The following is a 13089-nucleotide window of genomic DNA, read 5'->3' as shown; positions in this document are numbered from 1 at the left end:
TTTTCAGTCCAGTACGTAACCATATGATCCGCCGAAGTCCTGTTTGGCAACCTCGCCGGCAGCGCCCTTGCGGGGCGTGCGCGTGCCTTCGGCGGTCCGGCCGTAGAGGAACAGATCCTTTTCAGTGGGCGGCTTGATCCGGTCCGTGGGCAGGGCAAGCGCCTCGCCGCGGGTCGGGGTGACCAGATGTGCAGTCACGATGATGACCAGTTCCGTCTGGCTTCGCTGGTAGTCCGCCGAACGGAACAGCGCGCCAAGGACCGGAACGTCGCCGATCCATGGAAGCTGGCGGGAATTGTCGGTGAAATCGTCGGTCAGCAGACCCGCGATGGCAAAGCTCTCTCCGTCGCGCATTTCGACCGTGCTGGAGGTCTCGCGCCGCGTGAAGGCCGCGATCGAGATGCCGTTGCCCAGCTCCAGGCTGTTGGTGGGGTCGATGGCCGAAACGGCGGCCTTGAGCTCGAGGTTGATGATATCCTTGTCCACCACGCGGGGGACGAAGACCAGTTCGACGCCGAAGGGTTTGAATTCGACCGAAATCCGGTTGTCGGTCTGGGCCACCGGCACGGGGTACTCGCCCCCGGCGAGGAACTTGGCCTCTTGCCCCGAAAGCGCGACGAGGTTCGGCTCTGCCAGGAACCGCACGACGCCTTTTTCCTCAAGCGCTTCGAGGAGGATACCCACCTGCGTGGATCCGGCGTTGAAGCCGAACAGCACGGCGCCGGCGTTCTGGTTGGTCGCCGGAATGTTGCCGCCAAGGGATCCCGCGACGCCGCCCGCGGTGTTTGTCGTGCCGGTGCCGCCGTTGATGCCGGTGCCGCCGATGGCCCCGTTCAGCGCCAGCGACGCCCCGAGGGACTTCGACACGTTGCGCTGCATCTCGGCGAAGCGGACCTTCATCATCACCTGCTGGATGCCGCCGACGCTCATCAGGTTGGACACCCGCTCCGGCGCGTAGCGCTCCGCGAGGTCGAGTGCGCGCTGCAGCCGCTGGGTGGAGGACACGATGCCCGACAGGACGATGCCGTCGTTGGCCGTGCGGACTTCGATGTTTTCGCCGGGCATGATCTGCCGCAGGCGTTCCTTGAACTCCGACACGTCCGCCGCCACCCGCACGTCGACGTTGGTAATCAGCTGTCCGCTGGCGTCGAGCAGGGTCAAGGTCGTGAGGCCGGGGGCCTTGCCAAGAACGTAGATGGTACGATCCGACAACGACGAGATGTCCGCGATGCCAGGGTTGGCGATGCTGAGTTCCGCGAAGGGGATGTCGCTTTCGACCACGACAGCGCGGTTCATGGGCACGTCAAGCGCGGCGTTGGTCCCACGTTTCATCACCCGAAGCGTATCGGCCTGCGCTGTCATCGGAGCGAGCACTGCGACAGGCGCAGCAGTCAAAGTCAGGCCCAGAAGGGCCGCTTTCAGAAATCTGTCGATTTTCATGTGACCTGCCTTTTTGATCACGCCTCAAAATAGGGTCTTTTCGCCCGTCGTTTCAAACACTCTGCGCCAGTTTCCATTTTATTGCAAGAATCAAGGCGTTCGAGTGCATTCCTTATGTGGACAAATAGCAACATAACAAATAAGGACCCGGCGCCGCGATCAGGCGACGCCGGGTCAAGCAATTGGTTTTGAACGATCTTGCGGCAGTGCCGCAGCATCAGTTTGTGCAGGGAATCGGCAGTTCGACGACCTCGGCACCGCGGCGGGTGCGGATCGTGCAGACCTTTTCCTTGGCGACCTCGACCTTGACCTCTTCGGTGGCGATGCCGAGCAGGGCGCGCTGGTCGACCTCGATGGCCGAGGCGATCGTGTCGTCTTCGGCACCGACCAGGGACAGCGACAGGTTGCCTGTCGACTGGGCTTGCGCGAGGGCCGCGACCTGCTGCGGGCTGACCGCGACGGTCACGGTGCGGGCGATTGTCGCCTCGCTCAGGTCTCCGCCCGCGGTCTGGTCGACGGCGATCAGCTGCACCCCCGCCTCGATCAGCTTGGTCACCTCGCCGGAGAGGCTGTCACGGTTCATGTTGATCCGGCCGGTCCAGTAGACATCGACGCGGTCGCCGGGGCGCAGGAAGCCGGACACGCCGCTCGACACGTCCACCTTGATGGTGAAGGCACGCTTGCCGCGCTCCAGCCGCGAGGTCAGACCGGTATCTTCGCCCGGTGCCGTGACCTTGAGCGCCATGATCGCCTCGTCCTTTTCCATCGCACGAAGGACCACGCGGGCGTCATCCGTATTCTCGGGGAACAGGACGGCACGGTCGGTGAACGCGCCTTCAGGGATCGCGTTCTCGGGCCAGGAGACCTCGCGCACGTCCTCCGGCATCAGTTTCTGACCATATTTCAACGGCCCCTGCGCCACGAAGACGCTGACCGTCGGCACGACCTGGGAAAGGGCTTCTTGGGCGCGCGCATTCGCTATCTGGTATTGCGCGATCCGATCCTTGGCCAGATACACGGCCCCGCCTGCCAGCGCGATGCCCACCAGAAGGACCAGTCCAAATACCATCCGCATGTTGTCACCTCTTGCTCATTCGTGCCGGATCGGTCCGGCGCCTCTGTGATCCATCCGGACTAGCGTCCGAATCTGACGATTTGTTGCCTATCGCGTGGAAAGGCTGGGGCGGGGATAGGCAAACCTGCCGCCAAAGACCGGAAGCCCGACCTTCTGGTCAGGCTCCGAAGTGTTGGGATCAGTTGCCGACTGTCCTGTTGCCAAGCCAGGTGCCTGTGCCGTCGCCCACGCTTTCTGCGCCGTTGTGGATCGTCAGGACAATCACGACCGCCAGGGAAACGACGGCGGCTGTCAGCACGACCCAGTCCACCGTGACAGCGCCACGTTCGGACTTTCGGAATTCTCTCAGTTTGCGCACCATTGTTGTGCTCCTCACGCAGAGGGTTACCCGATCGCCGGACCGGGACGAAAACGGGGCCGCAGTCTGATCCTCAGAGTGCGGCCCCGAATTTTCAAACCATCAGGTTCGAATTAGTTGGTGCCGGGCGTACGGCCGTCCAGGTAGGTCGCGGTGCGGTCGGTCAGGCCCGAAGCGCCGGTCTGGATCGAGGAGTATGCAGCAACGGCCAGGCCCACAACGGCGGCGGTCAGCACGACCCAGTCAACAGTCACGGCACCGGATTCGTCTTTTTTGAAGTTTGCGAAGAAGTTCATCATGTTTTGTCCCTCCAAGGATCAGGTTTTAAGGTTACACCCTGCCGTCCGTTGGTGACGCCGTTCTCTCAGTTGAGCGTCTGTCCGACTTGGTATGACGCTATATAGCCGTCTGATTGGGGCATGAATTTGGCGGCAAATGTGACTTTTCGGCTTTTTCGCACGCTGGCCCCAAGAAAAATCACAAGGCACTGATTTCGTTGAAAACTTTCCTCTGGTTTCGGGGCGGTTGGTTCAAATTCTACCTATCCGGACGGGAAATATGGCGGAATTGCCGCAATCGGCGCCCTGATTGGCAGGTTCAGACCCCTTTGGGAGCCGCAAAAGCTGGTTTCAAACGCGGTTTTGTGTGAAACTTCCTGAAAATCGAGCCGACATATAACAAACGGCAGGCAGGCATGACTCGTAGAATTGCAATCGCGCTCCTCGCGGGCGCGCTGGTGGCATCCCCCGTTGCAGCGGAAGCACCTTCGGGCTTCCCCGACTTTTCCGCGAAGCGGGTGAAAGCCCCCAAGCCCGGCAGCAAGCCGCGGATCGGAATCCAGATCGACCCGGCGGTCCAGGCCGCGGCGCTGAAACCCAGGCCGAAGCTGGGCCCCGCGGTGGAGGCGGAACCCTCGGGCGCGATAGTGCCCAAGGATCCGGGGCAGTACGACTGGTTCTGGGACAAGGTATCGCCCGCGATCGGCCCGTCCGGCGCCGGGCGGTTGGAAGCGGCGATGGCCACGCTCGCGGGCGCCGCGGGCAAGGTGAGCAGCCCGCGCCTGCAGCAGATGCAGGACATCGCCAAGGTCAATGGCATCGATATCCTGCGGTCGACCATCGGCACGCAGGTCTCGCCCGCGCTGGTGCTGGCGGTGATCTCGGTCGAATCGGCGGGGCGCGCGGATGCGGTGAGCCGGGCAGGGGCGCAGGGGCTGATGCAGCTGATGCCTGCCACCGCGGCGCGTTTCGGCGTGACCGACAGCTTTGCCGCCGCGCAGAATATCACCGGCGGGGTGAAATACCTCGACTGGCTGATGCAGGAATTCGACCGTGACCCGATTCTCGTGCTGGCGGGTTACAATGCGGGCGAGGGATCGGTCCGCAAGCACGCCGGCGTGCCGCCCTTCGCCGAGACGCGCGACTACGTGCCGAAAGTCCTCGCGGCCTTTCAGGTCGCGAAAGGCCTGTGCAAGACACCGCCCGAGCTGATCTCCGATGGATGCGTCTTTGCCGCGATGAACTGACGCCTGGGGCCGTATGCGCGCGGCACCACGGCCCTTTTACCCTCAGGGCGTGTCATGCGCCGAAGCTCAGACCTTGAAGGCGTCGGCCCAGTCCGGGTGTCTGCGCCGCATGGCGTTCACGAAGGGGCAGAGCGGCACGATCTTGAACCCTTCGGCGCGCGCGTCCGCCACCAGCCGTTCGACGAGTTTCAGCCCGACGCCCCGACCCGACAGCGCATCGGGCACGCCGGTGTGATCCGCGATCACCTGGGTGGCGCCGAGCCGGGAGTAGGTCAGCTCGGCCTCGTGGCCGTCCACGACGATGCTGTAGCGGCCCTTGCTGCCGGTTTCCTCGCGGGAAACCTCGCCCTCAGACAATCGTCGCCTCGGTCGCCGCGCGAAGTTCTTCCTCTGTCACGCCGTCCGCGCACTCCACGATCCGCAGCCCGCCTTCGACGACATCCAGCACGCCGAGGTTGGTGATGATGCGGTTCACGACGCCGGTCCCGGTCAGGGGCAATGTGCACTGCTTGAGCACCTTGCTTTCCCCCGCCTTGTTCTGGTGGTCCATCACCACGATGACCTTTCCCACGCCGGCGACGAGATCCATCGCGCCGCCCATGCCCTTGACCAGCTTGCCGGGGATCATCCAGTTGGCAAGATCGCCGTTCTCTGCCACTTCCATCGCGCCGAGGATCGCCGCCGCGATCTTGCCGCCGCGGATCATGCCGAATGACATGGCGCTGTCGAAGTACGACGTCCGGCTGAGTTCGGTGATCGTCTGCTTGCCCGCATTGATGAGATCGGGGTCTTCTTCGCCTTCAAAGGGGAAAGGGCCCATGCCCAGCATGCCGTTCTCGGATTGCAGGGTGATGTCCTTGTCGCCCACGTAGTTGGCCACCAGCGTCGGGATGCCGATGCCGAGGTTGACGTACATGCCGTCTTCGAGCTCTTGCGCCGCGCGTGCGGCCATCTGGTTGCGATCCCAGCCCATCATGCTTCCTCCCGCTTGCGCGTGGTGCGCTGTTCGATGCGTTTTTCGTGGGTGCCCTGAACAATCCGGTGCACGTAGATGCCCGGCAGGTGGATCTTGTCGGGGTCCAGCGACCCGCGCGGCACGATCTCTTCCACTTCGGCGATGCAGATCTTGCCGCACATCGCGGCGGGCGGATTGAAGTTGCGGGCCGTCTTGCGGAACATCAGGTTGCCGGTGTCGTCTGCTTTCCACGCCTTCACGATGCTGAGGTCGGCAAAGATGCCGCGTTCGAGGATATAGGTCTCTCCGTCGAACTCCTTGTGTTCCTTGCCTTCGGCGATCTGCGTGCCGACGCCGGTCTTGGTGTAGAAACCCGGAATGCCCGCGCCACCGGCACGCATCCGTTCGGCCAGCGTGCCCTGGGGGTTGAACTCCAGCTCGAGTTCGCCACTGAGGTACTGGCGCATGAATTCCGCGTTCTCGCCCACGTAGGACGAGATCATCTTCTTCACCTGTCGGGTCTGAAGCAGGATACCGATGCCGAAATCGTCCACTCCCGCGTTGTTCGAGGCGAATGTGAGGTTCTTGGCACCGTTTTCCTTGATCGCCTGAAGGAGGAGTTCCGGTATCCCGCAGAGTCCGAAACCGCCCGCCGCGATCAGCATGCCGTCGCTCAGGACGCCTTCCAGCGCCTCTGCGGCGGAACCATAGACCTTTTTCATCTCGCACCTTTCCCCGTTACCGTGTCGATGCAGGTATGGCCCGCACCGCTGCGGCTGTCAAATGCGTAGGAATGCGTAGACCGGTGGACCCAGCCATCGCCTTAATCCGATCTTGAGACCTCTCGGCTAGCTGCCTTGCATCACAGCGAGAACGGGGCGGGAGCCACCATGACAACCCACATCTTCGAGGCGATGTACCTCGGCGTCTACGCGGACCTCGACTTTTACGAGCTGGACCAGACCACCGATCTGGCGGCGTCGATGGTCGGCACGGTCTTCGGGTCGGCGGGCGCGCCCGCGTACCTGTCGCTCGTGGACATCACCATGACCGACAACAACGGTGACGGCACGTCCGTGGAGAACGACCTCTTGGCTTTCGCGGACAGTGTGACCATGGGTGGCGTGGCACGGGCCATAGACAGCGTCACGGACTATGCGGTGACGGTGACCTTCGCCGACGGAACGACCGCGACGACCGAGTTGGAGCTGTTGCAGGATACCTCGGGCCGGTTGTTCATCGTTCCCTACCAGCAGGGCAGCCCGCTGAACGCCGTGCTGGACGATGGACCGATCGTTTCGATCCGGTTCGACGCGGTGGTCGGCAGTACCTTCTACGGCACTGTCGCCAACCCGGAACCTGACGCTTTCGTCACCTGTTTCGCTGCTGGCACCATGATCGACACGCCGGAGGGGCCGATCGACGTGGCCCGCCTTGGCGCGGGCGACAGCGTTCTGACAGTCGATGCAGGCCCGGCCGACGTCGTGCTGGCCACGCGGATCTGCGGCGATCGGCAGGGCCGCGGCGCGCCGGTGCGCATCGCGGCCGGGGCACTCGGGCCCAACGTGCCTTTCCGCGATGTGGAAGTCTCGCGTCAGCACCGGGTGCTGGTTGCCTCGCCCATCGCGGCGCGCATTTTCGGCTCGGCCGAAGTTCTCGTTCGTGCGGTCGACCTGCTGGGGGTGCCGGGCATCGCACTGGCCCCGGGACAGGGCAGCGTTACCTATCTCCACGTCATGACCGCGCGGCACGATCTGCTGGTCTCGCACGGGATGGTGTCGGAAAGTCTCTGGCCGGGGAAGGTGGCCTTGGGCCACATGAGCCCGCTTCAGCGGCGCATCGCCCGCCAATACTATCCCTCGGTGGAGGGCGTTGTTCTCGCCCCGCCGGCGCGCCCGCTGGTTCAGGGCCCCGGCTGCCGCGCGCTGGTCAGGCGGCACCTGCAGAATGGCAAGCCGCTGCAACCGGCGCGGGGGTAGGGGAAACCGTCAACGGGCCGGTCGCGGGACAGGCTCACCATCTATTGAGGGCGGACGCGGGCCGGCGGTGCGGTAAGGGTCTCAGCTATCCTTGGCGGCGGCGCCCTTGCCGGGGCTTGCCTTCTTTGCCGTCGTCTTCTTGGCGGTGGTCTTCTTGGCCGCTGCCTTCTTGGCCGCCGGCTTCTTCTTCGCCGCTGGCTTCTTCTTGCCGGACTTTGCCGCGCGTTCGTCCAGCAGAGTGATGGCCTGGGCCATGGTCAGATCTTCGGGATCGATCGTATCGGGTATCGTCGCGTTAATCTTTTCCCACTTCACGTAGGGGCCATACTTGCCCTTCATCACGTTGACCGCGCCGCCCGCTTCGGGGTGCTCTCCCAGTTCACGCAGGGGTTTGGCCGCCTGTCCGCGTCCGCCCCGGCTGGCAACCTTCTCGGCCAGCAACTGGACCGCGCGGTTCATCCCGACGGTGAAGACCTCGTCGATGCTCTCGAGGTTGGCGTTGGTGCCCCCCCGGTGCGACGTGCTTTCCGCGTGCTTGAGATAGGGGCCATAGCGGCCGATGTTGGACCATACCATCACACCGTCTTCCGGGTGAGGACCGATTTCGCGCGGCAGCGACAGAAGCATCAGGGCCCGCTCGAGGCTCAATTCCTCCGGTGGCCAATCCTTGGGGATCGACTGGCGTGGCGGCTTCTTGTTTTCCTCCGTCACCTCGCCACGCTGCACGTAGGGGCCAAAGCGACCCTTGAAGACGCGGATCTCGTCGCCCTGGTCGGTGCCCAGCAGTTTGCCGTCCGGGGGGATCGCGCTTGCTTCGGCTTCCGGGTCCGGTGGGCCGAAGGGACGGGTGTAGCGACATTCGGGGTAATTCGAACAGCCGATGAACGCGCCACCGGAACGCGCGGTGCGCATGGACAGGCGTCCCTGACCGCAATGGGGGCAGAGGCGCGGATCGCTGCCGTCTTCCGTCGGCGGGAACAGGTGCGGCTCCAGCACCTCGTTGATCTTTTCCAGCACCTCGGTGATGCGCAGGTCGGATGTCTCGGCGATGGCGGCCGAAAAGTCGCGCCAGAACCGGCCCAGCACATCCTTATAATCCGCATCGGCCGCCGACACCTTGTCGAGCTGGTCTTCGAGGTCGGCGGTGAAATCGTAGCCGATGTAGCGGCGGAAATAGTTCTCGAGGAAGGCGGTGACCAGCCGGCCCTTGTCCTCCGGCACCAGCCGCTGGCCATCGCGGCGCACATATTCCCGGTCCTGGATGGTGGTGACGATGCTGGCATAGGTGGAGGGACGACCGATGCCGAGCTCCTCCATGCGTTTGACCAGCGTCGCCTCGGTATAGCGCGGCGGGGGCTGGGTGAAATGCTGCTCAGGCGTCACCGCGCGCTTGTCGATCTTGTCGCCGGCGCCGATCTGCGGAAGACGCTTGTCGTCTTCGTCGACAACGTCATCCCGGCCTTCCTCGTAGACCCGCAGGAAACCGTCGAACAGCACGACCTGGCCGGTGGCGCGCAAGCCGACCTGCCCGTCCCGGCTGCCGATCTCGACCGTCGTACGCTCGAGCCGGGCGCTGGCCATCTGACAGGCAAGGGTGCGTTTCCAGATCAGGTCGTAGAGTTTCGCCTGGTCGCTCTCGAGCTTCAGGGACGCGGCATCGCGGGTCATGTCAGTTGGCCGGATGCACTCGTGCGCCTCCTGCGCGTTCTTGGCCTTGTTCTTGTAGAGGCGCGGCTCCGCCGGGACGTAATCCGCGCCGAAGCGTTCGGCGATCGCGTCGCGCGCCATGGTCACCGCCTCGGGCGCCATGTCGATACCGTCGGTCCGCATGTAGGTGATGTGCCCCGCCTCGTAGAGACGCTGCGCCGTGCTCATGGTCTGGCGCGCGCCCATGCCGAACTTGCGGCTGGCCTCCTGCTGGAGCGTCGAGGTCATGAAGGGGGCCGAAGGATTGCGGGATGCCGGCTTGGCCTCGACGTCCGAGACGGTCAGGTCGCGGCTGGTGATCGCCTGAACCGCCATTTCGGCCTTGGTTTCGTCGGACAGGTCGAACTTGTCCAGCTTGTCGCCCGCCAGGGTCACGAGACGCGCCTCGAATTCCTGCCCGCGCGGGGTCGCCAGCAGCGCCTTGACCGTCCAGTATTCGCGCGGGCGGAAGGCTTCGATCTCCATCTCGCGCTCGACGATCAGGCGCAGGGTGACCGATTGCACGCGGCCCGCCGATTTCGCGCCCGGCAGCTTGCGCCAGAGAACCGGCGACAGGTTAAAGCCAACGAGGTAGTCCAGCGCGCGCCGCGCCAGATATGCCTCGACCAGCGGCATGTCGACCTGCCGGGGGTTCTTCATGGCTTCCGTCACCGCGGCCTTGGTGATGGCGTTGAATACCACGCGGCTGACGGGCGTGTCCTTCTTGATCGACTTGCGGGCGGTCAGCGCCTCTTGCAGGTGCCAGCTGATCGCCTCGCCCTCGCGGTCGGGGTCGGTCGCGAGGATCAGTTCGTTGTCTTCCTTGAGCGCGTCGGCAATCGCCTTGACGTGTTTCTTGCTGTCGCTCGCGACTTCCCACTTCATGTCGAAATCGTGGTCGGGATCGACCGAACCATCCTTCGGCGGCAGGTCCCGGACGTGCCCGTACGAAGCCAGAACGGTGTAGTTGTCCCCCAGATACTTGTTGATCGTTTTGGCCTTGGCAGGAGATTCGACAACAACAACTGGCATGAATTCAGTACCTTGATCATTATGACGGGGTTATCCGTGCGTTGTGTCATGTGGGATCGCAGGGTGGATTGTCAATGCGCGACGGTGGCGGGTCTGCCCGTTCGGTCCCTTGCGCGGCGGCGGGGCGCGGCGCCGGTGCCGCCGTTCGGCCCGGCGTGAAACAGGCGGTCGAAACAGGGTCGAAGCCCGTGCCATCGGCTGCGGGCGACAATCGGTTCATGGCACCGAAGTCGGTATACGGAGGGTTGTGGCGGGCTGTGGCGATGTGCGCGGGCCGGTGTCGCAGGCCGGTCGGCCAGATCACACGACGCGGGTCAGCAGCCCGCCGGGTTGCCGGGTGATCTGGCCGTCCAGTTCCAGATCGACGAGCGCCGGGGCCACCTGGGCCGGCACTGCCTTGAGGTCGCGGATAAGCTGGTCCTCGGCCACCGGCGACGGGCCGAGGCGCGCGAGTATCTGCTGGTGGAGACGCGCGGCTTCCTTGAGGGTCCGCAGCGGTGCGGGAGGCCGGGGCGGCGCTGCCGGAACGGGCGTCGCCGGTGCGCGCGCGGGCGCCGTACCCTCGCTCAATGCCTCAAGGATGTCCGCGGCGGAACGTACCAGCGTCGCCCCCTCCCGGATCAGGATGTTGCATCCGGCGGCGCGGGCATCCAGCGGATGACCGGGGACGGCCAGCACCTCGCGGCCCTGGTCCAGCGCGTCGCGGGCGGTGATGAGGCTGCCGGACTTCGCGGCGGCCTCGACCACGACGGTGGCGCGGGACAGCCCCGAGATGATGCGGTTACGGCTCGGGAAATGGCGCGCCATTGGTTGAAGCCCCATGGGCTGTTCGGACAGCCGCAAGCCGCGTCGCGACATATCCTCCGCGAGGCCGGTGTTTTCCGCGGGATAGATCACGTCGACACCGCCGGCCTGCACCGCTGCCGTGCCGCTGTCCATCGCGCCCAGGTGCGCCGCGGCATCCACGCCGCGGGCAAGCCCCGATACCACGACGAACCCGGCCACGCCGAGCTCGCGGGCAAGACCCCGCGACATGCGCGTGCCAAGCGAAGACGCGTTGCGTGCCCCGACGAGCGAGATCATCGGCCGCGACAGAAGATCGGTGTTCCCGAGGCACCACAGGAAGGGCGGCGCATCGTCGAGTTCGGCAAGGAGCGCGGGATAGGGGGACTCTCCCAGCATCACCAGCCGCGCACCGGCCGCGCGTGCGGCTTTCAGCTCGGCATGGATCACGCCCTCGGGGCAGGGGGTGTAATCGGAAACGCCCGCGGCGCGCGCCACCTCCGGCAGCGCGGCCAGCGCGTTCTGCGCGGTGCCGTATTCGGTCAGCAGTCGTTTGTACGTCGTTATTCCGACCCGGCGCGAGCGCAACAGACGGAGTCGGGCAAACTGTTCGTCTTCCGGGGTGGGTGGGAGTGGGGGGTGAGTGGAAGAAGGATGTAGGTCCTTGTCAGTCATCCCGATGCTCCGCCTGTTGCAGAATCAGGTATAGGCCCGTGCGGTTAACAGGGAATGAATCGAATGCGGCCGCTTTGACGCAAAGGCGGATCGGATCGGCAAGGGTTCGGTCACCCTGTCGCCCGCCTGCCGGGTCAGGCGGCGCTGCCTCCGACGGTCAGCCCGCCGATCATCAGGGTGGGCTGGCCCACGCCCACGGGAACCCACTGACCCTGCTTGCCGCAGTTGCCCATGCCGGGATCGAGCGCGGGATCGTTTCCGATCGCCCTGATCTGCTGCAGGGCCGTGGCCCCGTCACCGATCAGCGTGGCACCCTTGACCGGCGCGCCGACCACACCGTTCTGCACGCGGTACGCCTCCGTGCAGGAAAACACGAACTTGCCGTTGGTGATGTCGACCTGCCCGCCACCGAACCCGACCGCATAGATACCGTCGCGCAGGTCGGCCACGATATCGCCCGGCGCGGTGTCGCCGCCCAGCATGTAGGTGTTCGTCATGCGCGGCATCGGAATATGCGCAAAGGATTCACGCCGCCCGTTGCCGGTACTCTTCACGCCCATCAGCCGGGCGTTCTGCCTGTCCTGCATGTAGCCGACCAGCCTGCCATCCTCGATCAGCACGTTGCGTGCCGAAGGCGTGCCCTCGTCATCGACACTGATCGATCCGCGCCGGTCCGGGATCGTGCCGTCGTCCAGCACGGTCACGCCGGGCGCGGCGATCCGCTGGCCCATCAGGCCGGCGAAGGCGGAGCTTCCCTTGCGGTTGAAATCGCCCTCCAGTCCGTGGCCTATGGCCTCGTGCAGCAGGATGCCCGGCCAGCCGGGGCCCAGCACCACGTCCATCACGCCGGCAGGGGCCGGCACGGCATCTAGGTTAACCACCGCGATGCGCAGCGCCTCGCGCGCCTTGGCCTGCCAGTCCGCCGGATCGAGCAGCCCGTCGAGCGCGATGCGCCCGCCGCCGCCGGCGGTGCCGCTTTCCCGGCGGCCATCCTGTTCGACGATGACCGACACGTTCACCCGCGTCATCGGCCGCACATCGCGGACGGACGTACCTTCGGGGCGCAGGATTTCGATCTCCTGCAGCGAGGCGGAGATGCTGGCGCTGACCTGCACCACGCGCTGGTCCAGATCCCGTGCGAAGGCGTCGATCTCGCGCAGGGTCTCCACCTTGACCGGAAAGGCCGCGCCGGCGATCGGGTCGTCGTCGGTGTAGAGCCGGCGGTTCGTGCCCTCGGGCGCATCGGCCCAGGTGCCGCCGCCGTCGCCCACGGCGAGCCGCGCGGTCTCGCTCGCCCGTTCCAGCGCGGCTTGCGAGACTTCGGTGGAATGCGCGTATCCCGCAACCTCGCCGCGCACCGCGCGCAGGCCGAACCCTTCGGAGGCGTCGTAGTTCGCGTTTCTGAGCCGCCCGTCGTCGAACATCAGGCCCTCGGACCGCCGCCGTTCGAAGAAAAGTTCGCCGTCATCGGCCCCCGCCACCGCCGCGCGCAGGGTTTTCAGGGCCGCGTCGCGGTCCAGCAGGTCGTTGAAAGGGGAAAAGGGGCTGCTGCTCATGAAGTTGTCCTGATTTTGCGGCGCA

At 65.2% G+C, this 13089-nt stretch carries 12 protein-coding genes; 2 read left to right on the top strand and 10 right to left on the bottom strand.

Annotation, left to right across the window (positions count from 1 at the left end):
- Positions 1-3: 3 nt before the first annotated feature.
- The 4 genes from BOO69_RS12955 to BOO69_RS12940 all read right to left on the bottom strand — a co-directional run bounded on the left by BOO69_RS12955 (position 4) and on the right by BOO69_RS12940 (position 3172).
- Positions 4-1440: a type II and III secretion system protein family protein gene (locus BOO69_RS12955; protein ID WP_071972539.1), complete on the bottom strand. Its 1437-nt coding sequence runs from the start codon at positions 1438-1440 to the stop codon at positions 4-6.
- Positions 1441-1657: 217 nt separating this feature from the next.
- Positions 1658-2515, bottom strand: coding sequence for a Flp pilus assembly protein CpaB (cpaB, locus tag BOO69_RS12950; protein WP_071972538.1), 858 nt, complete (start codon positions 2513-2515; stop codon positions 1658-1660).
- Positions 2516-2693: 178 nt separating this feature from the next.
- Complete coding sequence (locus tag BOO69_RS12945) at positions 2694-2876, bottom strand: hypothetical protein (RefSeq protein WP_071972537.1); 183 nt, start codon at positions 2874-2876, stop codon at positions 2694-2696.
- A gap of 110 nt (positions 2877-2986) precedes the next feature.
- Complete coding sequence (locus BOO69_RS12940) at positions 2987-3172, bottom strand: hypothetical protein (protein ID WP_071972536.1); 186 nt, start codon at positions 3170-3172, stop codon at positions 2987-2989.
- A gap of 395 nt (positions 3173-3567) precedes the next feature.
- Here BOO69_RS12940 and BOO69_RS12935 point away from each other — a divergent pair, with 395 nt between their 5' ends.
- Positions 3568-4398, top strand: a complete 831-nt coding sequence (locus BOO69_RS12935) for a lytic transglycosylase domain-containing protein (protein WP_172839535.1) — start codon at positions 3568-3570, stop codon at positions 4396-4398.
- Positions 4399-4464: 66 nt separating this feature from the next.
- On the opposite strand, the gene BOO69_RS12930 is transcribed toward BOO69_RS12935, so the two are convergent.
- Genes BOO69_RS12930 through BOO69_RS12920 form a run of 3 tightly spaced genes read right to left on the bottom strand, consistent with a single transcriptional unit; the run spans position 4465 to position 6075 of the window.
- The gene (locus BOO69_RS12930; RefSeq protein ID WP_071972535.1) at positions 4465-4755 is read right to left on the bottom strand and encodes a GNAT family N-acetyltransferase; all 291 of its coding nucleotides are present in this window, start codon (positions 4753-4755) and stop codon (positions 4465-4467) included.
- Entirely contained in the window at positions 4748-5371 is a 624-nt protein-coding gene (locus tag BOO69_RS12925; RefSeq protein ID WP_071972534.1) for a CoA transferase subunit B, read from the bottom strand. Before BOO69_RS12925 ends, BOO69_RS12930 begins: the two co-directional genes overlap by 8 nt.
- The gene (locus BOO69_RS12920) at positions 5371-6075 is read right to left on the bottom strand and encodes a CoA transferase subunit A (protein WP_071972533.1); all 705 of its coding nucleotides are present in this window, start codon (positions 6073-6075) and stop codon (positions 5371-5373) included. The genes BOO69_RS12925 and BOO69_RS12920 overlap by 1 nt, the downstream gene beginning before the upstream one ends.
- 168 nt (positions 6076-6243) lie before the next feature.
- Here BOO69_RS12920 and BOO69_RS12915 point away from each other — a divergent pair, with 168 nt between their 5' ends.
- Positions 6244-7332: a Hint domain-containing protein gene (locus BOO69_RS12915; protein ID WP_071972532.1), complete on the top strand. Its 1089-nt coding sequence runs from the start codon at positions 6244-6246 to the stop codon at positions 7330-7332.
- A gap of 81 nt (positions 7333-7413) precedes the next feature.
- On the opposite strand, the gene topA is transcribed toward BOO69_RS12915, so the two are convergent.
- The 3 genes from topA to tldD all read right to left on the bottom strand — a co-directional run bounded on the left by topA (position 7414) and on the right by tldD (position 13064).
- Positions 7414-10050, bottom strand: a complete 2637-nt coding sequence (topA, locus tag BOO69_RS12910; protein WP_071972531.1) for a type I DNA topoisomerase — start codon at positions 10048-10050, stop codon at positions 7414-7416.
- Positions 10051-10350: 300 nt separating this feature from the next.
- On the bottom strand, positions 10351-11508 hold the full coding sequence (gene dprA / locus BOO69_RS12905; RefSeq protein WP_071972530.1) for a DNA-processing protein DprA: 1158 nt from the start codon (positions 11506-11508) through the stop codon (positions 10351-10353).
- 134 nt (positions 11509-11642) lie between these two features.
- Positions 11643-13064 (bottom strand): metalloprotease TldD, encoded by a 1422-nt coding sequence (tldD, locus tag BOO69_RS12900; protein ID WP_071972529.1) that lies wholly within the window; start codon positions 13062-13064, stop codon positions 11643-11645.
- Positions 13065-13089 lie beyond the last annotated feature (25 nt).

Source organism: Sulfitobacter alexandrii (genome assembly GCF_001886735.1).
GTDB classification, from domain to species: Bacteria; Pseudomonadota; Alphaproteobacteria; order Rhodobacterales; family Rhodobacteraceae; genus Sulfitobacter; species Sulfitobacter alexandrii.
This window is presented reverse-complemented; position numbering and strand designations above follow the sequence as displayed.